General features: G+C 63.5%; 21 protein-coding genes and 1 tRNA gene. 14 read left to right on the forward strand and 8 right to left on the reverse strand.

The genetic code is table 11. The annotated features are described in order from the left end of the window. Nucleotides 1–200: 200 nt before the first annotated feature. Genes VGV41_RS19555 through VGV41_RS19565 form a run of 3 tightly spaced genes read left to right on the forward strand, consistent with a single transcriptional unit; the run spans nucleotide 201 to nucleotide 2,361 of the window. Nucleotides 201–647, forward strand: coding sequence for a DUF2924 domain-containing protein (locus VGV41_RS19555; RefSeq protein ID WP_326865728.1), 447 nt, complete (start codon nucleotides 201–203; stop codon nucleotides 645–647). After that, nucleotides 644–1,963, forward strand: coding sequence for a recombinase family protein (locus VGV41_RS19560; RefSeq protein ID WP_326865729.1), 1,320 nt, complete (start codon nucleotides 644–646; stop codon nucleotides 1,961–1,963). The genes VGV41_RS19555 and VGV41_RS19560 overlap by 4 nt, the downstream gene beginning before the upstream one ends. After that, on the forward strand, nucleotides 1,960–2,361 hold the full coding sequence (locus tag VGV41_RS19565; RefSeq protein ID WP_326865731.1) for a hypothetical protein: 402 nt from the start codon (nucleotides 1,960–1,962) through the stop codon (nucleotides 2,359–2,361). Before VGV41_RS19560 ends, VGV41_RS19565 begins: the two co-directional genes overlap by 4 nt. Before the next feature lie 498 nt (nucleotides 2,362–2,859). Here the strand turns inward: VGV41_RS19565 and VGV41_RS19570 are convergent, their stop codons facing one another. Then, nucleotides 2,860–3,336 carry a hypothetical protein gene (locus tag VGV41_RS19570; protein WP_326865732.1) on the reverse strand — a complete coding sequence of 159 codons (477 nt, stop codon included), beginning with the start codon at nucleotides 3,334–3,336 and terminating at the stop codon, nucleotides 2,860–2,862. Nucleotides 3,337–3,901: 565 nt separating this feature from the next. Here VGV41_RS19570 and VGV41_RS19575 point away from each other — a divergent pair. Continuing rightward, entirely contained in the window at nucleotides 3,902–6,190 is a 2,289-nt protein-coding gene (locus VGV41_RS19575; RefSeq protein WP_326865733.1) for an AAA family ATPase, read from the forward strand. 18 nt (nucleotides 6,191–6,208) lie between these two features. Further along, nucleotides 6,209–6,691 carry a hypothetical protein gene (locus tag VGV41_RS19580; RefSeq protein ID WP_326865734.1) on the forward strand — a complete coding sequence of 161 codons (483 nt, stop codon included), beginning with the start codon at nucleotides 6,209–6,211 and terminating at the stop codon, nucleotides 6,689–6,691. A 906-nt stretch (nucleotides 6,692–7,597) separates the two neighbouring features. On the opposite strand, the gene VGV41_RS19585 is transcribed toward VGV41_RS19580, so the two are convergent. Continuing rightward, a tRNA-Ser gene (locus VGV41_RS19585) sits at nucleotides 7,598–7,687 on the reverse strand. A gap of 214 nt (nucleotides 7,688–7,901) precedes the next feature. After that, entirely contained in the window at nucleotides 7,902–8,126 is a 225-nt protein-coding gene (locus VGV41_RS19590) for a hypothetical protein (protein WP_326865736.1), read from the reverse strand. 199 nt (nucleotides 8,127–8,325) lie between these two features. Here VGV41_RS19590 and VGV41_RS19595 point away from each other — a divergent pair, with 199 nt between their 5' ends. After that, complete coding sequence (locus VGV41_RS19595) at nucleotides 8,326–9,204, forward strand: formate dehydrogenase accessory sulfurtransferase FdhD (protein ID WP_326865737.1); 879 nt, start codon at nucleotides 8,326–8,328, stop codon at nucleotides 9,202–9,204. A gap of 44 nt (nucleotides 9,205–9,248) precedes the next feature. Further along, nucleotides 9,249–9,881 carry a molybdenum cofactor guanylyltransferase MobA gene (mobA, locus tag VGV41_RS19600; RefSeq protein ID WP_326865739.1) on the forward strand — a complete coding sequence of 211 codons (633 nt, stop codon included), beginning with the start codon at nucleotides 9,249–9,251 and terminating at the stop codon, nucleotides 9,879–9,881. Here the strand turns inward: mobA and glp are convergent. After that, nucleotides 9,878–11,146 (reverse strand): gephyrin-like molybdotransferase Glp, encoded by a 1,269-nt coding sequence (gene glp, locus VGV41_RS19605; protein ID WP_326865741.1) that lies wholly within the window; start codon nucleotides 11,144–11,146, stop codon nucleotides 9,878–9,880. The two genes, mobA and glp, sit on opposite strands and share 4 nt — an antisense overlap. Then, a complete protein-coding gene (mobB, locus tag VGV41_RS19610) occupies nucleotides 11,146–11,670 on the reverse strand; it encodes a molybdopterin-guanine dinucleotide biosynthesis protein B (RefSeq protein WP_326865744.1) in 525 nt (174 codons plus the stop codon). The genes glp and mobB overlap by 1 nt, the downstream gene beginning before the upstream one ends. A 349-nt stretch (nucleotides 11,671–12,019) precedes the next feature. Between mobB and VGV41_RS19615 the strand changes: the two genes are divergently transcribed. The 3 genes from VGV41_RS19615 (at nucleotide 12,020) to VGV41_RS19625 (ending at nucleotide 15,406) form a co-directional block, all read left to right on the forward strand. Next, entirely contained in the window at nucleotides 12,020–13,012 is a 993-nt protein-coding gene (locus VGV41_RS19615) for a DUF2336 domain-containing protein (RefSeq protein ID WP_326865746.1), read from the forward strand. 232 nt (nucleotides 13,013–13,244) lie between these two features. After that, nucleotides 13,245–14,204, forward strand: coding sequence for a tripartite tricarboxylate transporter substrate binding protein (locus VGV41_RS19620; RefSeq protein WP_326865747.1), 960 nt, complete (start codon nucleotides 13,245–13,247; stop codon nucleotides 14,202–14,204). A gap of 17 nt (nucleotides 14,205–14,221) precedes the next feature. Next, nucleotides 14,222–15,406, forward strand: coding sequence for an FAD-dependent monooxygenase (locus tag VGV41_RS19625; protein ID WP_326865748.1), 1,185 nt, complete (start codon nucleotides 14,222–14,224; stop codon nucleotides 15,404–15,406). 26 nt (nucleotides 15,407–15,432) lie between these two features. On the opposite strand, the gene VGV41_RS19630 is transcribed toward VGV41_RS19625, so the two are convergent. Continuing rightward, nucleotides 15,433–17,412 (reverse strand): molybdopterin biosynthesis protein, encoded by a 1,980-nt coding sequence (locus VGV41_RS19630; protein WP_326865750.1) that lies wholly within the window; start codon nucleotides 17,410–17,412, stop codon nucleotides 15,433–15,435. Further along, nucleotides 17,409–18,473 carry a molybdopterin-binding protein gene (locus VGV41_RS19635; RefSeq protein WP_326865751.1) on the reverse strand — a complete coding sequence of 355 codons (1,065 nt, stop codon included), beginning with the start codon at nucleotides 18,471–18,473 and terminating at the stop codon, nucleotides 17,409–17,411. The genes VGV41_RS19630 and VGV41_RS19635 overlap by 4 nt, the downstream gene beginning before the upstream one ends. Between VGV41_RS19635 and VGV41_RS19640 the strand changes: the two genes are divergently transcribed. From VGV41_RS19640 to VGV41_RS19655, 4 genes are all read left to right on the forward strand, one after another. Further along, nucleotides 18,463–18,816: a sulfurtransferase TusA family protein gene (locus VGV41_RS19640; RefSeq protein ID WP_326865752.1), complete on the forward strand. Its 354-nt coding sequence runs from the start codon at nucleotides 18,463–18,465 to the stop codon at nucleotides 18,814–18,816. The two genes, VGV41_RS19635 and VGV41_RS19640, sit on opposite strands and share 11 nt — an antisense overlap. Nucleotides 18,817–18,977: 161 nt before the next feature. Beyond that, nucleotides 18,978–19,907, forward strand: a complete 930-nt coding sequence (locus VGV41_RS19645; RefSeq protein ID WP_326865753.1) for a virginiamycin B lyase family protein — start codon at nucleotides 18,978–18,980, stop codon at nucleotides 19,905–19,907. 21 nt (nucleotides 19,908–19,928) lie between these two features. Then, nucleotides 19,929–20,660 carry a dienelactone hydrolase family protein gene (locus tag VGV41_RS19650; RefSeq protein ID WP_326865754.1) on the forward strand — a complete coding sequence of 244 codons (732 nt, stop codon included), beginning with the start codon at nucleotides 19,929–19,931 and terminating at the stop codon, nucleotides 20,658–20,660. A gap of 60 nt (nucleotides 20,661–20,720) precedes the next feature. Continuing rightward, a complete protein-coding gene (locus VGV41_RS19655; RefSeq protein ID WP_326865755.1) occupies nucleotides 20,721–21,704 on the forward strand; it encodes a Bug family tripartite tricarboxylate transporter substrate binding protein in 984 nt (327 codons plus the stop codon). Nucleotides 21,705–21,716: 12 nt separating this feature from the next. Here the strand turns inward: VGV41_RS19655 and VGV41_RS19660 are convergent, their stop codons facing one another. After that, nucleotides 21,717–22,658, reverse strand: a complete 942-nt coding sequence (locus tag VGV41_RS19660) for a nitroreductase family protein (protein ID WP_326865756.1) — start codon at nucleotides 22,656–22,658, stop codon at nucleotides 21,717–21,719. Nucleotide 22,659 lies beyond the last annotated feature (1 nt).

Here is a 22,659-nt window from a genome sequence, read left to right on the forward strand (position 1 = left end):
GTACGCATGAATGATCCAAAACCCAACGATCACGGCATCCCGAGCGTGGTGTCGGAGATCGCGATCATCCTCTCCGCTGGGCTCATGCGTCTTGCTGCCCGGAAGTCCAGCCAAATCTCCCCGTCTGCCCGAGAAAGTTCGCTTCACTTCTCGGCCCCCGAGAGCGGTGATCCGGCCCGACTTGGACAGGAAAGCCGGGAATGAGCGAGTCGGTGCTAGCGCAACTGGCGGCCCTTAAATTGGCCCCCGTGGCCGATCTCAAGCGCAAATGGCGCGATCTCTTCGATCGGGAGCCCCCACCCTATAACCGCCGGTTTTTGGAGAGCCGGCTAGCCTACCGGATCCAGGAGCTGGCCTACGGAGGCCTCAGCGAGGAGGCGCTGGAACGGCTGGATGCCATCGCCGACGAGCTGGAGGGGAAGGTCACCAAGGCCCGCCGGGCCTCTGCGACCGGTCGGCCGATTGCGGGGACACGGCTGATTCGGGAATGGCAGGGCAAGGAGCACTGCGTCACGGTCCGGCGAGATGACTTCGAGTACCAGGGCCGCCCCTACAAGTCGCTTTCCGCAGTTGCCCGTCACATTACTGGGACCAATTGGAATGGGCTCGTCTTTTTCGGGCTGAAGAATCAGGGGAGGCGCACGTGAAGACTCCCGCTGCCCCGCCGAAGCCGAAGGTTCGCTGCGCGGTCTACACCCGCAAGTCGAGCGAAGACGGCCTTGAGCAGGAGTTCAACAGCCTCGATGCGCAGCGAGAGTCTTGCGAGGCCTACGTCCTCAGCCAGAAGGCCGAGGGCTGGGTTCTCTTGGATGACAGATACGACGATGGCGGCTTTTCCGGAGGAACGCTGGACCGGCCCGCCCTGAGGCGCCTGCTGGCCGATATCGAGGCCGGCAGAGTCGATGTGGTTGTCGTCTACAAAATCGACCGCCTCAGCCGGTCGCTGATGGACTTCGCCAGGCTCGTGGAGGTGTTCGACCGACGGCAGGTCACCTTTGTCAGCGTCACGCAGGCCTTCAACACGACCACATCCATGGGGCGGCTCACCCTCAACGTGCTCCTGTCGTTTGCCCAGTTCGAGCGGGAGGTGATCGGGGAACGCATCCGCGACAAATTCGCCGCTTCCCGTCGCAAGGGAATTTGGATGGGCGGATGGACACCACTTGGCTACGACGTGAAGGATCGGAAGCTCCTGGTGAACGAGACTGAGGCGAAGCTCGTCCGCTCGATCTTCCTCCGCTTCGGCCGCGAGACACCGCCACAGATCCTGATCGAGCAACTCACGAAAGAGGGCGCACTCAACAAGCAAGGCAAGCCGATCGACAAAGGCTACCTCTACCGAGTGCTGAACAATCGGGTGTATCTGGGCGAGGCAGTCCACAAGGGGACTTCCTATCCCGGCGAGCATGAACCAATCGTCGAGACCGAGCTTTGGGACCGGGTCCACGCCCTGATCAAGGGTAGCCCGCACACCAAGAAGACCCGGCAGCTTGGGCGCACGCCGGCCCTGCTTAAAGGGCTGCTGTTCGGTCCGAGCGGCACGGCGATGACGCCGTCCCATACCCGTAAGCGCGGCAAGCTTTATCGCTATTACACGTCGATCGATTGCCTGAAGCGGGCAGCCGCTGACTCAGCGCTGCGGCGCATTCCGGCGGCCGAGATCGAGGCGGTGGTGGTCGCCCAGATCAAGACCATGCTGCAGAGCCCTGAAATCGTCGTGGCAACCTGGCGGGCCGCCCGTCAGACCATCAAGGGCCTGACGGAGCGTGCCGTCCGCGACGAGCTATTCCGATTTGAGGCTCTGTGGAACGAGCTGTTCCCTGCAGAGCAGGCCCGCATCGTCCAGCTCTTAGTCGAGCGTGTGGATATTTCGGAAGCCGGCGCGGACATCCGATTACGTGTCGATGGGCTGTCGACGGTCTTCAATGATCTACGGAATAGCCAAGGGCGACAGGCCGCATGAGCAGGCAAAACCAGGCGCAGACTGTGACCGTGCACGTGCCGATGAAGTTCACGTGGCGCGGCGGACGTAAGACGATCGTCTCTGAAATCGGCCCGGCCTCTCCACCTTTACCCAAGACCGAGGATGCCTTGCTGAAAGCGCTCGCCAAGGCGTTCAGGTGGCGCGGACAGATCGAGAGTGGCGAATACGCCTCGATTACCGAACTGGCAAAGGCTCGGGGCGTGAATGACTCCTACGCATGCCGCCTGCTCCGCTTGACGCTCCTCTCACCCGAAATCGTTACCGCAATCCTCGATCGCCGCCAGCATGCGGATCTCACGCTGAAGCAACTCACTCGGCCATTGCCGATTGAATGGGACCGGCAGGTCAGCGCCATGAGCAGCCTTTATCCCCGATGATTTTCAGCCGACTCGACTCGGCGCGCCGACTCGAAGACCTCTGCAAGCTGCGGATGACGAGCAGTTGCGGGTGCACCAATGCCTATCGAGGGACGGTCGACGAGAGGCAGCAAATCCGACGCGCCCTTTGTTGCTACTGTCGGATATGTCCGGAGCCTGGGCATCGGGAGTGTCGACGCCTACTGCAAGGGCAAGCGGACAGGCGCATGGCCATGCCACCATTCAGGCATAGTCAGTCTTTCAGGCTTGCGCAGCGAAGCCACGCTTCGTGAAATCGAGCAGCGATTGGTCTGCACTCAGTGTGGCGCGATTGGAGCCGATACTCGACCGAATTGGCGGGAGCTATCTGGTCCACAGATCGTCGACTTCAAGCGCGTCCATTCGCGCGTGTAAGTTCATTATGGAACATCTTCCGGCGGTCAGTTTGATGCCCAGGGGCAGGCTCGAACTGGACACCAAACGTCCTGAGAACACTGGCGTTTCGATTCCCTGGGAGTCCTACCCGCGAGCTGGTGAGCCGGGCTGAGCATCCGCGTTACCTACTGGCTTCCAGCGGTACTTGGTCTGCTCCTGCTGATTTTCGAGAGTCTTAAATCCAAGACGTTCAAAGCGCGCAGCCATCAAACTTTGATTGTCATGACGCACGGACGCCGTGATCGGCATGTCATGTTCTTTCAACCGAGCGACTATCCCTGAGCACACGCGCTTGCCTCTCGCTGTGCCGGTAACGCCGAGGTAGACCAGCTCTATCCCATCCTTCCCGTCGCCTTGGGCAAGTGCATATCCGACAATCTTACCGTCGGAATCGAGCGCGACCAACGAAGCACCCGTTGCCACCCAGCCTTCCACCAATCCTTTCGTTTGTTCTACAACTCCTATCGTTGGGACTTCGGGCGCAACTTCCCCGAAAATCGTTAGGATGTCGTCCACGTCGGCGGCAGTTGCGGTTCGGTAGATGATACCCGGCTTATCCATGTTGAAGCGTCCAGAGTAGCGTGAAGCGAAATGTCTCAGCGCTTTCCACGTTCGGCGTAAACATTGGTGTAGCGAATGTCGGGGCTTCTCTGAATTCGCACAGACCATTCTCCCTCGGGCTCTGAGTGTCAATCTTCGCCGCACCTGCCATTGTTGCGGAGAAGTCGCCAAATGACCATGCAGGCGCCCTTGTCGGCCATCCCGGCTGCGACTGACGCTAGGAATTCCTCGGCGGTGTGATGCTTCCGCGCTGGCTTCTTGACGCGGCCTCGGGTGAAGCCGACCGATACCTGCGATTTCAGGCCGTCGATCTCTTCCTGCAAAAAGCTCGTGGCGGTGATAGAGGCACGGAGAGCCCAATCGCATTTCCGTTTGTGATCGAGAGCGCCTGGCGCACGCTCTCGTCCAGCTCGCTGGCCTGTTCGTCCAAGTAGGCGCGGAGCCGGTCGTTCATGGAGGGTCTGTTTTCGCCTTCTTGCTTAAGAACAAATAGAGAACTCGAAGCGCGCGAGTCAACAGCGGACGAATCCGAGAGTATCCTTTGAATACATCAGAGGGTTGCGGGATGTTTGTAAAGCAGGTCAAACACATCGGCTCCGTGGGCCGGTTTCGGAGCTGCGCGGCGGAGGGTGATGTCACCTTCAAGAAGTACACCGTCATTTTCGGCGAAAACGGGCGCGGGAAGACGACCCTGTGCTCCATCCTCCGATCTCTTCAGACGGACAATCCCGACATCGTCATAGGCCGCAAAACCCTCGGCAGCTCGTCGGAGCCGAATATCGTTCTGACCCTTGGGAGTGGCACGGCCCTCTTCAAAGATGGGCAATGGAACAGCGCGCCGACATACTTGCGCATCTTCGATGCTCAGTACGTGGCCGATAACATTTATTTCGGCGATGCGATCGGGACGAACCAACGTCGCAACCTGTGCAACCTGATCCTCGGCCAAGACGGCGTGACGCTTGCCGCCGAGTACCACAACCTCGACACCGCCATCACCGAGAAGAACGGCGAAATCGGAGAAGCGAAACGCGTGCTGACGACGCACGTGCCGGCAAACCAAGTAGATCAGTTCATCGAGCTTGATGAAGATCCGCAGATTGACGCTAAGATCGAAGCCAAGCGCAAGGAAGTCGAAGGTCTAAAGGATATCGACAACCTGCGCTCTCAGGCGCTGCTCCAGAAAGTGGAATTCCCTCCTCTACCTGCTCGGTTAAAGGACATTCTCAGCAAAACGCTCGAAGAAGTGTCCCGTGATGCCGAGGCCACGGTGAAGCAACATCTGAAAGCCCATGGAATGGAGGGCAACGAATCTTGGCTGTCCACGGGCATGATGCATCACCACAACAACGAGTGCCCGTGGTGCGGCCAGGACACTAAGGGGCTTAGCCTCATCGAAGCCTATCAGTCGTACTTCAATGACACGTACACGACGTTCCGACGTGAGCTGACGCAGTACCAAGGTCTGCCCGGCACGCATTACTCGGACGACCGCATCGAACTCATGCTGAATCGGCTGCAGTCGAACACCAACGCGGCCGAAGTCTGGAAACGGTACGTTGCGTTCGATATGCCCACGTTACCGGACGTGGACCTCGGCGCCCTCCTTCGTGCGTTTCGAGAGCAAATGATTGACTTGCTCCACAAGAAGGCCGCCGCACCGCTCGAGGCGCTGCCCCTCTCCGAAGAGTACTCATCTGCCTATGAAGCTGCTTCTCAGCTCAATGACGCGGTCACCGCGTACAACGCCGCGGTAGATGCGGCGAACCAAGCGATTAACACGTTCAAGCGAAGTGCAAGCCCCGCGAAGTTGCAGTCGGCGACCAATGAGCTGAAGTGGCATGAGCTGACTGAGAAACGATATGAGAAGACCGTCGCTCAAGCGTGCGACCGATACAAAAAGCTGACCGCAGAGAAGCAAGAACTCGAACGGAAGAAGCAGGCAGCGCGCGACAAACTCGACGCATACAGCAGTGACGTCTGCGACAAATACACAAAGGCGATCAATCGCTACCTCAAACGGTTCAACGCCGGTTTCCACCTCGACAGTGTCCGAGTTGAATATTCAGGGCGCGTTGCGAACTCTACCTTCTGCGTCGTCATCAACGACACGTCGGTAGAGATGGGCAGCAGCGACACCCCGTTGTCTGAACCGAGCTTCAAGAACACGTTGTCGGCTGGCGACCGCAGCACGCTCGCCCTCGCCTTCTTCTTGGCTGAGATCGAAGCCGATACGGACAAGGCCGATTGCATCGTCGTATTCGACGATCCGTTTAACAGTCAGGATCACTTCCGGCGGACTTGCACAGCAACGGAAATCAAGCGGTGTGGCGAAACGGTGTCGCAAGTGGTCGTAATGTCTCACGACCGCAGCTTCCTGCGAGACCTGTGGGACCTGCCGTTGCCTACCGCAGATCGCAAGCCGCTGTGGCTGATACCGTTTGGCCATAAGGACACCGTAATCGCCGAGTGGTCCATTGAGACCGACACCGAAAGCGAGGACGCAGCGAACAGGCGAGTTCTGCTGAGCTTCTATCATCACCACAAAGGCCAGCCGCGCGATGTGATTCAGAAGCTGCGGCCAGTCTTGGAAACACACATGCAGCGCATGGCTCCGCAACTTCTGGGCGGCGTGAAGGGTCTCGGCAATATGCTCGGGAAAGTTCGAGACGCGAACTCCCCCCCGGTGCTGGTCGAGGCCTACGCCGACATCGACGACATCAACACGTACACGCGACGCTATATGCATGGCGAGGGAAGGAACCCGGACAGCGAGCCCGTTCACGCAACGGAATTGGAAGGCATGGTGGCGAAAGTGCTTGAGATTGCCGGGGCGCTGGCAGAGCTTACATAGGGCTCAGGAGAAACGCACATGCCACGGATGACCGACCCCACGGAGGGGATGGTTTCGTTTCAACAGGCGTTGCTTGATGGCGAAATTGATCTGCAAACGGGCAAGCTCGATCCTGAAATCTTCCTCCACTCCGATAGCCCTACCCCCGGCGTGATGCGGCTCACCTACGTGAGACTCGATGGCAGGACGGTGAAGGCGTTCGTCGTCGCCGTTACCGCCGGATACATCGAGGGACTTCCGGTTCTTCAGTTGGGCGTCGCGGTCCCAGAGAAGTATCGCAACAAGGGCTATGCCAAGAGCACCTTGGCGGCGGCCATCGCTGAAATGAAGAACGGATTCGTCAAAACCAAAATGTCCTCGTTCTATGTCGAGGGAATTGTGAGCGTCGATAACGAGCCGTCGAAGCGCGCTTCGGCGGCTACGATCTCGCCGGACCCAACGCCTGTCACCGACAAGGACACTGGGCTGCCGGCGCTTCAGTACCTTCGGAAGGTCGAATAAGGGCGGTACTACAGAACGCGGATGGATGCCGCGATTTCTCGGTCGTGATCTGTGGCGCTTGCCAGCACCGTATCCTAGTCGAGACCTTCTCGTCGGAAGAACGGGACGAAAATTGCAGCGAACATCAGCAGGTGTCGTGTCATGTCGGCTCCCTCTTGGGCCGATTCCGCAGCATATGCTCGATGAGCTGCAAAGTCTGCTCGATTTGAAAGCGAGCGTACTCACGCATGGCGTGTTTAGTTCGTCGAATTGTGCATCTGGTTTTGCTGGCCCGCTGGCGCTGAGTGTGTCGTTTAAGTACGCGGATATTCGTGAGAGTGCGTCTAATGGCTTTGGTAAGACCATTAGGACTGCTTGTAATGCGGATTCGAACCTCTGACCCCCAGATTCGTAGTCTGGTGCCTCTGCCATCAGTGGATCGCACCAGTCTCCAGCCCCGCGCTCCGCAATAACGGAAATTCTGCCGACTGCGGTCAGAGAAATAAGCGGCCGTCCGGCTTTGCCTCCATACTATGGGAAGTTCGGAGACCTACCCGCGTCCGAAAGCGCCGCGCTTCGGCGGGGTTTTCGACCGGCCGTCCGCCTTGGGGCGAAAGCACCGACTGCCTGGCTGGGACAGCAGGATTCGAACTGCGAGATGGCCGATCGTGGTTGGAAAGCATTTCGATCGAGGGAATGCGCTGCAAACCCCAGTCGCCCGCCGCCTCGAAAAATGGCCGACTGCTACTAGGGCCCCGAACCGTACCTACGGAAAGCAGTACAGAGCGTTCGAGAGAATGCGGCGTTGAGAACGGGGTTGGACGTCCTGGATGGCTTTCGAGGTCCTGAGCGAAGCGTAGCAACGACGCAGGAACAAGGCCTATTTGGCCGCCAAATTCAGTCCGAGAAACGGTTAGCCAACGAGGCTGGCGGAGAGAGAGGGATTCGAACCCTCGATACGGTTTCCCGTATACACGCTTTCCAAGCGTGCGCCTTCAGCCACTCGGCCACCTCTCCGGATCGGCTGTCGTCAGCCGCGCGCAGCCGCACCTGTGCGCGAGGCACCGGCCGCCGGGGCTAGGTTCATGGCCGCGCAAGGGCCGATTTGCAAGCCAAACCTGCGACGGCGCCAATATGTTTTTCTTCCTTGTCACGCGGCGGCTCGCTCGCCGGCATCACCCGAATGCCGACCATTCGCGGGGAAACCCGGCGCGTTCGGAGCGACGCCTTATCAGTTCGCGGCGAATCGGGCGGCGGCGAGCCGGCGTTCGTGCTCCTGCCTGAGTAGATCCAGCGCCAGGTTGGCCTGCGCCTGCAACGCTTCATACTGGATTTGGCCGGCCGAATCGTCGGTGGCTGCGGCTGCGATCGCCAGATCGTTGGCGACCAGCCTCTCGGGCGCCACCGAAACGGATAGCCCGCACACGAAAAGGATGAGCAGAGGAACGACCCGCATGTCCGCACCTGTTTGACTGCCGTGCGGGTAGCATGAAACCACAAGGACCTTGAGGCGCCGCCAAATGGCGCGGCGGATTTGCGTCAAATAAAGTCATAACTTCTTTACGTTTGGAGCTGTCCGGCCCAGCCCGGCAGGACCCGGCCCGCATTATCTCACAGCCCATGCGGGACGACGGCGAATACCCTATATTCGGCACATGTCCGACGAACTGCCATACATCATCCGTCCGAACCCGGCCGATCCGCGCCTGACCGAGCGCGTCCGAGGCATCGATCAGACCGGCGCGCCGATGGAGACGTCGGTGACGGTCGAGCGCGCCCTGACGATCTTCCTCAATAGCCAGGAGATCGTTACCGCAATGACTATCAACGACTATCCCGAATATCTGGCGATCGGCTACCTGCTGAACCAGAACATGTTGCTGCAGGACGACGAGGTAACCGGCGTCGATTACGACGAGGAGCTATCGGTCGTCGTCGTGCGCACAAAGCGCAAGACCGATTACGAGAAGAAACTGAAGAAGAAAGTGCAGACCTCCGGCTGCGCGCAGGGCACCGTGTTCGGCGACCTGATGGAAGCGCTCGAAGACGTCTCGCTGCCGGATGCCGAGTTGCGGACGTCGTGGCTCTACCGCCTGACGCACGCGATCAACACCACGCCGTCGCTCTATCTCGAAGCCGGCGCCATCCACGGTTGCGTGCTGGCGCAACAGGACAAACCGCTCGTCTATATGGAAGACGTCGGCCGCCACAACGCGGTCGACAAGATCGCCGGCTGGATGTTCAAGGAGAAGATCTCGGCGTCGGACAAGATCTTCTACACCACCGGCCGCCTCACCTCGGAGATGGTGATCAAGACCGTGCGCATGGGCATTCCGATCCTGATCTCGCGCTCGGGCTTCACCGCCTGGGGCGTGGAGCTCGCGCGCAACGCGAACTTGACCCTGATCGGCCGCGCGCGCGGCAAACGTTTCGTCGCGTTGGCCGGCGAGAGCCGCATCGTGTTCGACCAGGATCTCGCCTTCGTCGAGGAGGAGAGTACCAAGCACCGACGCAAGGCGGCGGTCGAGGATTGAGATCGGGACTCGCGGAGGCTCTCAGCCTCGACTACATAGCCCGCATGACCCACCCCTACCCCCCGACCCTCGGCCTCGTGCTCGCCGGCGGGCTTGCCCGCCGCATGGGCGGCGGCGACAAGGCGCGCATCGAGCTCGGCGGCGTTTCGATCCTCGACCGCGTGCTGGCAACATTGTCGGCGCAATGCAGCGGTATCATCATCAATGCCAATGGCGATCCCGCGCGCTTCGCCGACACCGGTCTCACCGTCGTGCCGGACAACATCGAAGGTTACCCCGGCCCCCTCGCCGGTATCCTTGCCGGCCTCGACTGGCTGGCGGCGCAGAACAACGGCATCGAATGGATGCTGAGCGTACCGGGCGACTGCCCGTTCCTGCCTGACGACCTCGTCGAGCGTCTGCACGCCGCGCGGCGCAAGATGGGCGCCGGCGTGCCGCTCGCCTGCGCCCGCTCCGGCGAATGGCGACATCCGGTCGTGGCCTTGTGGCCGTTGGCGCTGCGCGAAGATTTGCGCAAAGCGCTGGTCAAAGAGGACCTGCGCAAGATCGAGGTGTGGACCGCGCGGCACGGCATCGCCATCGCCGACTGGCCGACTGAGCCGATCGATCCCTTCTTCAACGTCAACACGCCCGAGGATGCCGCCAAGGCCGCCGAAATCGTCGCCGGCGCAGCCTAGTCCATTAGCACCGCATACGAGAGAAAGCCGACGTGGTCACCACGGGCGATGCTCGTCGTCTCTTCCGGAAATTCCAGCAGCCCGTCGGTCTGCGTCAGCGACGTGAGGATGCCGGCGCCGTCCTGGGGGTGCTTGATCGCCTCCAACTCGCCGTCCGCTCCGCGCCGCAACGCGACGCGCACGTATTCGCGTCGGTCTTTCTTCTTCTTGTACGCAAACCCTGAGCGCACCGGCAGCGGCAGCAGCGTCTGCGGCCGCGCGCCAGAGAGGCGCCGCAGCAGCACCTTCACCACGCGCACGAAGGTCACGAACACCGCCACCGGATTGCCCGGCAGGCCCACGAACGCCGCACTGCCGCCCTCGCCGCGGATGACGCCGAGCGCGACTGGCCGGCCGGGCTTGATGGCGACGCGCCAGAACACCAGGCTGCCGATCTGCGCGACCGCCTCACGGACGTAATCGGCCTCGCCGGTCGAAACCCCGCCGGAGGTGACGATGAGATCGTGCGCCGCCGCGGCCGCGCGCAGCGCCCGCGCCAGCGAAGTGGGGTCATCGGCGAGAATGCCGAGATCGGTGACGCGCGCGCCGAGCCGCTCGAGCAGTTCGCGCAGCAGGTAACGGTTGGCGTCGTAGACACCCGCGCGCGGCAGCGCCGAGCCGGGCTCGACTACTTCGTCGCCGGTCGAAAAGATCGCCACCTTGAGCGGCCGGCGCACGTTCAAATCGGTAATGCCGAGGGCCGCAGCGAGCGCGATGTGCTGTGGCTCGAGCACAGTGCCGGCGGCCAACGCTACGGCGCCCTTGGCGATGTCCTCACCGGCGAGCCGCCGGTTGGCGCCGCGCCTCAAGCCTTTCGGCACGACGACGGCATCGCCATCGGTCGTCACGTCCTCCTGCATGAACACCGTGTCGGCACCCTTCGGCATTGCCGCGCCGGTGAAGATGCGAATGGCGTTGCCGACGTCAAGCGACAGCGCCTCGCCGGCGCCGGCGGTCAGCCGCCCGGAAATCGCGAGCCGCGTGTCGGCATCGGATTTGAGATCGGAATGGCGCACGGCGTAACCGTCCACCGCGGAATTGTCGAACGGCGGCAGATCGACCGGCGCGACGACATCGGCTGCCAGCACGCGTCCGCGCGCTGCCGCGAGCGGCACGCGGTCGGTCTCCGCCACCGGCGCGATACGCTCGGCGATCAGCCGCTCCATGTCGTCGAGCCGCAGCAGCGGCCCGGAGAACGCGAAGCAGTCGTCGCTCAGTTGCGCCATCAGTTGCTCCGCAGGGCCTCGGCCTTTTCCAGCGGAATGGCGTTCGCCAGCACCAGTTCCGCGACCGCTTCGACATCGTCGAGATCGACCACGGGCACCTTGGCCTGCGGCAGGGCCGTATCCGCGGCAATCGCCACGATATAGGGGTCGTCCGGATGGATCAGCGGCTTGCCGTTGGCCGTGCGATGGACCTCAATCTTGGGGAAGGCGTCGCGCTTGAAGCCCTCGACCAGGACGAGATCGACCGCCGACATCTTCGCCACCAGATCGAGCAGATCCCACTCCGGCTCGTCGCGCAGTTCGTGCAGGATGGCGAAGCGGCGTGCCGACGAGACGATCACCTCGGTGGCGCCAGCGGTGCGGTGCATGAACGAATCCTTGCCCGGCTGGTCGAGATCGAAGCCATGATGAGCGTGCTTGAGCGTCGAGATCCGCAAAGACCGGGCAGTCAGGCGCGGAATGAGCTTGGTGATCAAGGTCGTTTTGCCGGAGCCGCTCCAGCCGGCGAGGCCGATGATACGCATGCGGCCTATATAGGGCGGTTCGCGCTCCGCGAGCAATCGCCAGACTTGCCAGCCACTCAGCCGGGCACGGGGCATGTGCTGGCCCACAATGGTGGCCAGGGAGCGGCATCCGCTACAGGTTGTTACCCGCGCAAGCTGTGCGCGAACCCGGACAACCCATAATCGCGATTGTCGATCGGCGATGAGCAATCCACATCGTTAAAACTGAGGGAGCAATCGGGCGCGCACGGACAACTGAAGCCCTGCAACCACAGGTTTTGCATCGCGCTTACAACCGAATGTCCTTAAGTCCCGATCAATACATTCTGTAGTAACTAGGTACTCGTGACCCCAGAATGGGTGTTGTTGCATGCCGGCACCGTTGTCCATCGACGCGATCGAAGACGCGATTCAACACGCCGATCCTAAAACGCGTCACCAGACATTGCGCGCCGTGACCGATCTTTTCATGTCGAGTGCACCCGGTCTCGACGACAGCAAGGTCGGCATTTTCGATAATCTCTTCGATAGCCTTCTCGACGACTCCGAACTGGAAGGCGTCCTCGATGTCAGTAAGCGCATGGCGCCCATCGGCAACGCTCCGCCTCGCCTGGTCCGCCGCTTGGCCGAGGATGATCGCATCGAGGTCGCGGGCCCGATCCTGTCGCAGTCGCCGCGACTGAGCGAGACCGATCTGTGCGAAATCGCCAAAGCGAAAGGCACCGAGCATCTCCTCGCAATTTCGGCACGCCCCGGTCTGACCGAACCTCTGACCGATATCCTGATCGAGCGCGGCAATCAGGACGTGGCGCGCAGTGTCGCAAAGAACGTCTCGGCGCAGCTCTCGCGCGCCGGCCTTGAGCAACTGGTGAGACTGGCGGAGCACGACAACGCGCTCAGCGCCGGACTGAGCGTCCGCTCGGATATTCCGGCCGAACGTCTGCAGGCCCTGCTCGCCAAGGCGGCGGCGCGAGCCGAGCAGAAGCTCGTCGGTGTCGCCGCCGCACAACGGCTCGTCGTTTCGATGCAGCAGTCCGGCGGACTCGCCGAAGCCGCCGTCAAAAACTTTGCGCTGTCGCGGCACTACGAAGCCGTCGTCGCCAGCCTGTCGCTGCTCGCAAACCTGAAATATGACGCGGTCGAAAACCTGCTGCTGCAGGCGGACACGGGCGGCCTCATTCTCACCTGCAAGGCGCTGGGCTTCGACTGGAACACCACGATGGAGATCCTGAAGACGAGCGCCGAGCGCAGCGGCTTGAGCGAGCGCGATGTTAATCGCGCCCACGCCGACTTCATGAAATTGTCGAAGGCCACGGCCGATCGCATTTTGCGATTCTGGCACGTCCGTCAAAGCGTCGCGTGACGCTCATATTCGTCATTGCCGAGCCGCAGGCAAGTCGCCGCCGCGGCACTTGCGCATGCACCACCCGATGACGCGCTGACCGGACGCCTCGGATCGCGCCCGTCCCGCGGTTGCAATTCCCGCCTCGCTGCAGCAATGTCCGCCGCAAAGAGCGGCAGCACACCGCAATAAATCCCCGGGGAGGCATCAATTGCGCACACACCACTCACGTTTCTTTGGCGGCGCCGCCCGCATGTTCGGTATACTGGTCCTTTGTGCGACGCTCGCGCCGCTCGGCAACATTGCGCACGCGCAGGCCTATCCCGATCATACGGTAAAGATCATCGTACCGTTCCCGGCCGGCGGATCGGCCGACACCGTGCCGCGCATCATCGCGGACTGGCTGTCGCGCAAATGGAAGCAGCCCGTCATCATCGAGAACCACACCGGCGCGGCCGGCAACATCGGCGCGGAGCTCGCCTATCACGCCGATCCTGACGGCTACACGTTGCTGTCGGCGCCGCCGCCACCGCTGGTGGTCAACCAGAACCTCTATCCGCATCTTGCCTTCGACCCCGGCAAGTTCGAGCCGATCGTCGTCATGGCGTCGGTGCCGAACGGTCTGTTCGTCAACCCCAACAAGATCAAGGCGAATACCGTCGCCGAAGTGATCGACGCCATGAAGAGGAATCCCGGCAAGATCACCGATGCCACGCAGGGCAACGGCACCACGTCGCATCTGACGGCCGAGATGTTCCAGATGATGGCGCATGTGAAGATGCAGCACGTGCCCTATCGCGGCACGGCCCCGGCGCTGCAGGGCCTGCTGGCCGGCGACGTCGACATCATGTTCGACAATCTTGGCGTCTCGCTGCCGCTGGTGAAGGCGGGCAAGCTCAAGCTGCTGGCCGTCGCATCGAAGAAGAGGCTGGCGGACCTGCCGGATGTGCCGACCTTCGCGGAAACTCTGCCCGGCTTCGAGTCGACCGCATGGTACGCCGTCGTCGCACCGCCGAAGACGCCGAAGGCGATTGTCGACAAGATCAATGCCGACATAAATGAAGCGCTGCGCCAGCCTGATATTCAGGCGAAGCTCAAGAAGTTGACGGCGACCGTCGTCGGCGGCTCGCCCGCACAGACTGCCAGCTACATGCACGCCGACGTCGAGCGCTGGGGCAACGTCATCAAAGCGGCGCACATAAAGCTTCAGTAGCAGGAAGGACATTGAGTATGGCCGGTAAGCGACCGAACGTCGCGATCGTCGGTGGCGGGATTGGCGGCCTGTTTGCCGCCAATGCGCTACGCGCGCAGGGGCTGAAGGTCGACATCTACGAGCAGGCCCCGGCGCTGGGCGAAGTCGGCGCCGGGGTCTATCTCACGCCGAACAGCGTGCGGCATCTCAACCGCGTCGGACTCGGGCCGCAGGTCGAGAAATTCGGCGCGCTGGTCGGCACGCAATCGCATTATTTCCACCAGGACGGCACGCCGATCGCACCGGTGCAGGTGACGGATTCCTCGGGCTGGAACGCCACCTACGGCATGCATCGCGCCGATCTCGTGGAGATTCTCGCTGGCGCGCTACCGCAGGAGATCGTGCACACCGGCCATCGCTGCACCGGCTTCGCGCAGGACGCCGAAACGGCGCGCGTGTCGTTCGCCAATGGCGCGACGGTCGCGGCGGACATCGTCATCGGCGCCGACGGCATTCACTCCGAATTGCGGCCGTACGTGTTTCCGCCGTCCAATCCCGTCTTCCACGGCGGGATCGCCTACCGCAGCGTCGTGCCGCACAGGCTGATTCCAGATTGGCCGAACAAGGCCTGGCTGATGTGGCTCGGCAAAGGCAAGCACTTCCTCACCTTCCCGGTGCGCCACGGCGAACTGGTCAACTATGTCGGCTTCGTGCCGGCCGATCAGCAGATGAAGGAGTCGTGGTCGGCGCCCGGCGATCCCGATGTGCTGCGCGCCGAATTCGCTGGCTGGGATCCGCGCATCGGCGAATTGCTCTCGCACGTTACGCAGACGTTCCGTTGGGCGCTATACGATCGCGAGCCGCTGCCGGTGTGGACCAAGGGCCGCCTGACGCTGCTCGGCGACGCGGCGCATCCGATGCTGCCGCATCTCGGTCAGGGCGCCAATCAGTCGATCGAGGACGGCATGGCACTGGCGACCATCCTCGCGCTATGCGACGTGAGCACCGCAAGCGCCGCGCTCAATGTCTACGAGCGGCTGCGCCGCGAGCGCGTGGCGGCCGTGCAGCGCGGGGCGCGCGAGAACGGCATGCGCTACGATTCGGTTTATGCCGACCTTGCGCGTCGCGACGCCGAGATCACCGCGCACGCCGAATTCCGCAAGCGACTCTACGATCACGACGTGGTGCCGGAAGCGAAAGCGGCGGCAATGTCCTTCGCCTGAGCTGCTGACAAGGCCTCGCGAGACGATCAGGCGGGCTCCATGCCGAGGGCGCGGATGCGCGCGCGCGTCGGCTCGTCCCTGAGCGCAGCAAGGAACGCCTCGACCGCCGCATGCCCGCGTCGCCGCTCGGCGACAAGGAAATCGTAGTGCTCCGGCGCGACCGGCAAGAAACCGAGCCCGTACATCTTCGCCACCGGCGCGATGGCAAGGCCCCAGTCGGCGCGGCGCTGCGCGATCGCCGCGGCGACGGCATTGTGCGACTTCGGCTGGTTGGCGTAACCAGGCGGCCGTTTGCCCTGGAGCAGCGAGTCCATCAGCACGCGCGTGCCCGAGCCGGCGTTGCGATTGACCATCAGCACGCTGGCATCGCCAAGCGCGGCGGCAAGCCCCTCTTTCGCACTGCGGCCCTCGAAGCGCGCGTCGCCGGGCCGGAAAAGGATGCCCTGCATGCGACGCCAGCCGTGCACCAAGCTGAGACCAGGCTGCACCAGGTGCACGTTGTAGTCGCCGCTCTTGGGATCGATCAGATGCACGGGCGCAATATCGCATTCGCCACGCGCGATTGCCGCCGCGCCGCCGAGGCTGCCGACCGCGAGCACGCGCGCGGAGAAGCCGCGATCGATGACCGCGCCGATGACTGCGTCGAGCGCGACGTCGTGGCTGCCCATCACCACGAGATCGGGCGCGTGCGCGACGCCGCCGATCAAAGTCACCTCGGCGGCGCTGCCAGCCTCGAGCGTCGAGGCAAGCGCATCGATGGCGAGGAAGCCATCGGCCTGCGAAAAGCTCGTCACCGCGCCGGAGCCCTTGCCGATCGGAAAGGCGATCGGGCCGTCCTCGCCGGCGATGAGCGAGACGAGCACGAATTCCTCCCGGCCCAGTTCCGAGGCGATGGGCACTGGCACCCGCGCGGTCAGCGTTTCCGCCGCTTCCGGCGGCAGGCCGGCGCGCGCGCGGATGAGCGGCGCAACGAAAGTGTGAAAGGTGAAAATCGCCGAGGTTGGGAAGCCCGGCAGCACGATGACCGGCTTGTCCTGCGCAATGCCGAGACAGAGCGGCTTGCCGGGCTTGAGCGCCACGCCATGCACGACGATCCTGCCGAGACGCGAGACGATTGTGTGCGACAGGTCGCCCGCGCCTTTCGAGGTGCCGCCCGAGAGCACGACGATGTCGCACGCCGCCAGCGCCGCGCGCACCGCCGCTTCGAGTTTTGCCTCGTCGTCGGGAAAGGCGCCGAACGCAACCGGCATGCCGCCGGCCTCGGCGACGGCGGCGGCAACAACAGCGCCGTTGCTGTCATAGACTTTCGCCGGTTTCAGGACTTCGCCCGGTTTCACGAGTTCGTCGCCGGTCGACAAAATCGCCACCTTTGGCCGCCGCACGACCGCGACGGTACCAAGTCCTGCGGCCGCCAGCATGCCGATCTCGCGCGAACCGATGCGCGCGCCGCGCCGCAGAACCGTCTCGCCGCGCGCGATGTCCGAGCCGGCGTAGGAGATGAACTGTCCAGGCGCCACGGGGCGCCGCACGTCGATCGCCGGCGCGCCGCGCTCGCGCAATTCCGTCTGCTCGATCATGACGACGGCGTCGGCGCCGCGCGGAATGATGCCGCCGGTGGCGACAGCGGTGGCGGTGGCGCCGCCGACATCGAGCGTCGGTTCATGACCGCAGGCGATCACCTCCGCATTCAGCGTCAGCACCCGCGGCGCGCTCTCGCTGGCGCCCACCGTATCCGCAGCGCGGACCGCAAAGCCGTCGACATTGGAGCGGTCGAACGGTGGCGCATCGGCGAGCGCCACCACGTCGTGCGCCAGCACGCGTCCGAGCGCGTCCGCCAGCGTTACCGTCTCCGCGGCGAGCGGCGTGAAGTCGGCAGCGCCCGCGAAGCGCGCCTTTGCCTCGTCGGGCGAGACCACCTCGAGGAATTGCTCCTGCCGCGCCGCGGCGCGAACACGGGCGAGAAGTTCCTCTTCAGCGCGAGAAGGCGATGACGTTCCGTGGCTCATGGCCACGGCCATACCCGAACGGCAGAGCCGGCGGAATAGCCCTCGCTCTCCGCGGGTACGAGCACGTAGCCGTCGGCCCGCGCCAAAGCCGACAGCGGCAGATAGCGGCTGGCCAAGGGCTCGGCGCTACGGCTGCTGCGGGTGACCGGCACGAACTCGGTCAGGCCGATGGTCGAAGCGATCTTGCGCTCCAGCCGCACGGTATCGACGAAATCGACGCCCGGCCGGACGGCGGCGAGCCGGTCGACCATCGGCCGACCCAAAATCAGCCAGACGGCGAGCGCGGCGTCGAGCCGGCCCGGCAGCAGCAGGACCGGCCGCTCGCCCGCGAATCCAAATGCCGCCGTTTCGCCCGGCGACAGGGCCAGCCCATGCATGACCAGCCGGCCGTCGCGCTTGAGCGCTGTGACGCTGGCGTCGTTGCGCCCGGTGCCGGTGCCGCCGATGGCGACGATGGCGTCGGCGTCGCCGGCATTGAGCGCGTTGTCGAGGCTGCCGCTCTCGCGCAGCAGCCCGCCGCGGCGATCCACGTCGGCGCCGATGAGCTGCGCGGCGGCGGCGATCAGCGGGTCGTCGCGCACCGGCACAAGACGCACACGCGGCATGCGCATCTGCGCCAGTGACAGCCCCAGCGCGGTGAGCGCGGCAACGTCGGTCAGGCGCAGGCGCTCGCCGGTACGCCGCAGCGGCGTGCCGGCCTGGCTGTCGCCGCCGGCCTCGAGGACGCCGTCGCCATGGAAGGCCGCGGCCAGCGCCTGTGCGCCGGACGCGGCGACCTGAACCGCCTCGAGCGGGACGACGCTGTCCGTCATCTCTGGCAGTGGCTGGCCGACCTCGATGCGCGCCGGCGCGCGGCCGAGCGACGCGGGCGAATAGCTGCCGGCGCCCAGGGTATCGTCCGCCGCGATGGCCCAGCCGTCGCGCAGCGCGATGGCCGCGGCCGGCCGCGCCGGGGCAATGACGTTTTCAGCCAGCACCCGGCCGGGCACGATCGGCGCTTTCGCCGGCACAATGGCTTTCACCTGCGCTTCGACCAGCGCCAAAGCCTCGTTGAGCGGCATCAGCCGCGCGATCGCCTGGGGGTGTGCGGACGCCATTATGGGGCAGGACGGACCGGGGTTGACCTCGGCCTTAGTCTACCGCAACACCGCGCCAGCAAAAGTCCGGATCGGGATCGAAATGGCGGATAAGACGGTCAGCCTGCGCGGCCTCAAGTGCCCTCTGCCGGCATTGCGCACCAAGAAGTTGCTGTCTGGCATGGCCAGCGGCGACCGACTGACCATCGAATGCACCGACCCCTTGTCGGCAATCGACATCCCGAACCTGCTACGCCAGACCGGCGATGCGCTGGAAGACAAGCAGCAGGACGGCGAGCTGCTGACGTTCAGGATTCAGAAGAAGTAGCGAGCCAAAGCTACGCGCTCGCGCAAATTGCGCCCCGCGAAAAAGAAGCTGACCCGTATTGCAGGCAGCTCCGCACTATCGATTGACACGCCTTCCGCCCGGTCAATACGATCTCTTCACGCTTTAAATTGTATCGAAGCGCGGTACAGGATTTCATGTCGATGGAAGCGCGCAAGCCGGATACGGAAAGAGCGCGTCGGATCGTCATCCGCGAACATAAAATTCCGAGCGCGCGCAGCGGCCCCTACATCTGCGTCGAAGGACCCGATCGCAATCTGTGGTTCTGCGAGAGCGGCGCGGCAAAGATTGGCTGCTTCGATCCAACGACTGCACGTTTCGTCGAATTCTCTCTTCCGACCCCCGAAGCCACGCCGATCGGCATTGCGCTCGGCGGCGACGGGCATCTTTGGTTCGCGCAGAAGAAGGCGAACAAGATCGGACGATTGTCCACCACCGGCGCGCTGAGCGAATTTCCAGTCCCCACGTCAAATGCCGGCCCCGACGGCATCGCGCTCGGACCCGACGGCAACATCTGGTTTTCGGAAACCGAAGCGTCGCAGATCGGACGCATCACGCCGGATGGCAACATCACCGAGTTCAGGGCCGGCATTTCGCCGGGCAGCAAGCCGCTGTCGATCGTAGTGCGCGACGGCGCCTTGTGGTTCAGCGAGGCCGCCGGCAATCGCGTCGGCCGCATCGGCATCGACGGCCAGGTCGCGGAATTCGACATCCCGGGCAGCGATCCGCAGCCGCGCGCGATGGTGACACATCCGGACGGAACGATCTGGTTCGTGGAAACCGGCGCCAATGCGCTCGGGCGATTCGACCGGAGCTGCCGATTCAGTGAATTCAAGTTTCCGACGCCGAACGCGTCGTTGCGCGGCGTGACGGTCGGACCGGACAGCAATCTCTGGTGCACCGAGAACTTCGCCAACAAGATCGGCCATATGCGCCCGGACGGCAGATTGATCGGCGAATACGATATTCCGACCGCGTCGAGCGGGCCGCGCTGCATCGCGGCGATGTCGAACGGTCGGCTCTATTTCACGCAATATGACGCAGGCATGATCGGCGAGATCATCCTCGATTGAATCAGCCATACGGGGGATGCGGTGGCCGTCGAACGAATTGACTATAAAGCCGGCGCGGTCGCAGCCACGGGCGCGCTCGTCTATGACGAGAAGGTCGCCGGTCGCAGGCCGCTGCTGCTGGTGGCGCCGAACTGGCTGGGCGTGAGCGAAGACGCCGTCGAGCGCGTGCGATCGATGGCCGGCAGAAAGTACGTTGCCTTGGTGGCGGACATGTACGGCGGCGGCAGGGTCGCCGGTACACCGGATGAGGCCGGCGGCCTTGCCAATGCCGTGCGGCAGGATACGTCGGAACGACGCCGGCGAATTGTTGCAGCGCTCGAAGCCCTGCGCCGCGAAAGCGACGCGCGCGGCATTGGCGATCTTAAGCGGCAAGCCGCCGCCGGCTTCTGCTTCGGTGGCGGCAATGTTCTTGAACTGGCCCGCGCCGGCGCCGACGTGCAAGCCGTCATCTGCGCGCATGGCGACCTCGTCACGCCAATGCCGGCAAAGCCCGGCGACATCAAGGCGGCCATCTGCGTCCTGCACGGTTCGAAAGATCCGGTCGTGCCGAAAGAGCATCGCGACACGTTCGAAACCGAGATGGAGGCCTGCGGCGCGAAATGGCAGATGCTGGTCTTCGGCGGCCTGCTGCACTCGTTCTGCGAGATCGAGTCCGATGTGCCGGGCATCGCCTGCTACGACGCCGGCGCGGCACGCCAGAGCTTTCAGATGATCGACGACTTCGCGACCGCAGCCTTCGCGGGCAAGCTTTAAAGATAACAAAAAGAGCAATGCGGATTATCGCATTGCCGACATCAAGGGAAGGGGAACGTCATGACCAGACTGGGGCGCATCTTCTTAGGCCTGCTGTTCGCGTGCGCAGCCGTTACTGCCCAGGCACAGACATATCCAAGCCGTCCGATTCGCCTCATCGTGTCGATTGCGGCGGGCAGCGTCACAGACGTGATCGTGCGCAAGGCGACGATGGAACTGTCACCGCAACTGGGGCAGCCAATCATCATCGAAAACCGCGGCACCGCCAGCGGCATCATCGCCGCGCAGGCCTGCGCCAGCGCGAAGCCGGACGGCTACACGCTCTGCGTCCTGCACCACGACGCGATGTCGTATAATCCGCTGCACTTCGCCAATCTTCCCTATGACCCCGCGACGGATTTCGTCCCGGTCACGCGGCTCTACTTCATCAACGAAGGATTGTTCGTGTCATCGGCGCTTGGCGTGAAATCGGTTGCCGACCTCAAGGCGATGGCGCAGGCAAAGCCCGGCAGCCTCAATTTCGCGACTTTGGGCGACGGCTCGTTTCCCGATCTCTTTCTGCGCTGGCTAAACAACCAGTGGGGCACACAGATCGTCGGCATTCCTTACGCCGGCGGCGGACCCGCGGCGCAGGCCGTCGCGGCCAATCAGGTGCAGATGACGCGCTTTGGCATCGGCAACTTCCTCGGCCTGGTCAGGGCGGGCAACGTGAAGGCGATCGCCGTCTCGTCGGACCAGCGATCGCCACTCCTGCCGGACGTGCCGACATTCGACGAATCCGGACTGAAAGGCTATCCGGGCAAAGGCTGGTGGGGCCTGCTGGCGCCGAAGGGCACGCCTGCCGACGTGGTGGCCAAGCTCAACAGCACTTTCGTCAAGCTGTTCAGCGACCCGAAGTTTGTCCAGTACCTCGAAAGCCAAGCCGTCGTGTCTGCGCCGACGACGCCGGCGGAGTTCGCGGCGTTCCTCGTCGAGGACCGCAAGGCGGCGGAATCGCTGGTGAAGGTCGCGAACACGAAGCGCAAGGAGTACAAGCCGCAGTAGCCGCGGCGCGGTTCAGTCCAGACTGAACCCCTGCCGTCGGACGAAAGCGCCGAAGTCGGCGCGCTGGGGCGTGGCGTATTGCCGCGCCTTATCCTCCGACCAGCCATAAAACCGCGCGACGCCGAAACGCTCGGTGTCGCGCTGCCTGCGGTACGGACGGATTTCGGCGCGGCGGCGATCGTAGGCATCGATGTTTGCCGCGAGCTCGGTCTCGGCATAGCGCTCTTCGTGCACAGTCACCGACAGCGGCAGCCGGGGAGAGAGCGCGCCCTCTTCCGCCGGCCAGCCGAGCGTCAGACCTGCGACCGGCACGATCTTTTCCGGCAGTCCGAACATCTCGGCGATCGTCTGCGCGTGATCGCGGATCATGCTGATCGGGCAGCAGCCGAGCCCGACCGCTTCCGCGGCCTGCACCAGGCCCGCGAGCACGATTGCGGCGTCAACCGTCGCGTTGAAGAACAGATCGAGGTGGTCGTTGGGGAATGGCTTGCCGCGCATTTCCGCGATCTGCGGCGTGCGACGGCCGTTGCCGAGCACGATGATGAACACCGGCGCATCGATCAACCAAGGCATTTCCGGAAGCAGCGCGCCGATGGCATGCCGCTTTCCTTTGTCGCGAATAATAAGAATATCGCTCTGTTGCAGATCGCTCTTCGTCGGCGCAGATAACGCGCAGGCACACAGAAGCCGCACGAGATCGGGCGCGACGTCGCGCGCTTCATAACGGCGGCACACACGATGCGCGGCCATGCGGGCGAGTTCATCAAGCCCCGCCGGCGCCGCATCGGCACGGAACGGTTCGCCGAACCGCTCGGCGAGCAGCGTTTCGATGCGGTGGATGAGGTCGGACATGGGCTGGCTCCCGAGGACGGATCGCGGCTTGCCACGCGGGCTGATCGTGGTGGATGATAGGGCAACAAGAACAAAGACAAAAAAGCAGCCCGGGAGGAACACA

Source organism: Pseudolabrys sp. (genome assembly GCF_035943735.1).
GTDB lineage: Bacteria > Pseudomonadota > Alphaproteobacteria > Rhizobiales > Xanthobacteraceae > Pseudolabrys.

Bases quoted from the DNA above. Each gene is read 5' to 3' on its own strand.
- VGV41_RS19645 (WP_326865753.1), top strand. From the start codon at position 18,978: ATGGAAGCGCGCAAGCCGGATACGGAAAGAGCGCGTCGGATCGTCATC.
- VGV41_RS19595 (WP_326865737.1), top strand. From the start codon at position 8,326: ATGTCCGACGAACTGCCATACATCATCCGTCCGAACCCGGCCGATCCG.
- glp (WP_326865741.1), bottom strand. From the start codon at position 11,146: ATGGCGCAACTGAGCGACGACTGCTTCGCGTTCTCCGGGCCGCTGCTG.
- VGV41_RS19570 (WP_326865732.1), bottom strand. From the start codon at position 3,336: ATGGATAAGCCGGGTATCATCTACCGAACCGCAACTGCCGCCGACGTG.
- VGV41_RS19615 (WP_326865746.1), top strand. From the start codon at position 12,020: ATGCCGGCACCGTTGTCCATCGACGCGATCGAAGACGCGATTCAACAC.
- VGV41_RS19565 (WP_326865731.1), top strand. From the start codon at position 1,960: ATGAGCAGGCAAAACCAGGCGCAGACTGTGACCGTGCACGTGCCGATG.
- VGV41_RS19620 (WP_326865747.1), top strand. From the start codon at position 13,245: ATGTTCGGTATACTGGTCCTTTGTGCGACGCTCGCGCCGCTCGGCAAC.
- VGV41_RS19555 (WP_326865728.1), top strand. From the start codon at position 201: ATGAGCGAGTCGGTGCTAGCGCAACTGGCGGCCCTTAAATTGGCCCCC.
- VGV41_RS19635 (WP_326865751.1), bottom strand. From the start codon at position 18,473: ATGCCGCTCAACGAGGCTTTGGCGCTGGTCGAAGCGCAGGTGAAAGCC.
- VGV41_RS19625 (WP_326865748.1), top strand. From the start codon at position 14,222: ATGGCCGGTAAGCGACCGAACGTCGCGATCGTCGGTGGCGGGATTGGC.
- mobA (WP_326865739.1), top strand. From the start codon at position 9,249: ATGACCCACCCCTACCCCCCGACCCTCGGCCTCGTGCTCGCCGGCGGG.
- VGV41_RS19655 (WP_326865755.1), top strand. From the start codon at position 20,721: ATGACCAGACTGGGGCGCATCTTCTTAGGCCTGCTGTTCGCGTGCGCA.
- mobB (WP_326865744.1), bottom strand. From the start codon at position 11,670: ATGCGTATCATCGGCCTCGCCGGCTGGAGCGGCTCCGGCAAAACGACC.
- VGV41_RS19575 (WP_326865733.1), top strand. From the start codon at position 3,902: ATGTTTGTAAAGCAGGTCAAACACATCGGCTCCGTGGGCCGGTTTCGG.
- VGV41_RS19590 (WP_326865736.1), bottom strand. From the start codon at position 8,126: ATGCGGGTCGTTCCTCTGCTCATCCTTTTCGTGTGCGGGCTATCCGTT.
- VGV41_RS19580 (WP_326865734.1), top strand. From the start codon at position 6,209: ATGCCACGGATGACCGACCCCACGGAGGGGATGGTTTCGTTTCAACAG.
- VGV41_RS19630 (WP_326865750.1), bottom strand. From the start codon at position 17,412: ATGAGCCACGGAACGTCATCGCCTTCTCGCGCTGAAGAGGAACTTCTC.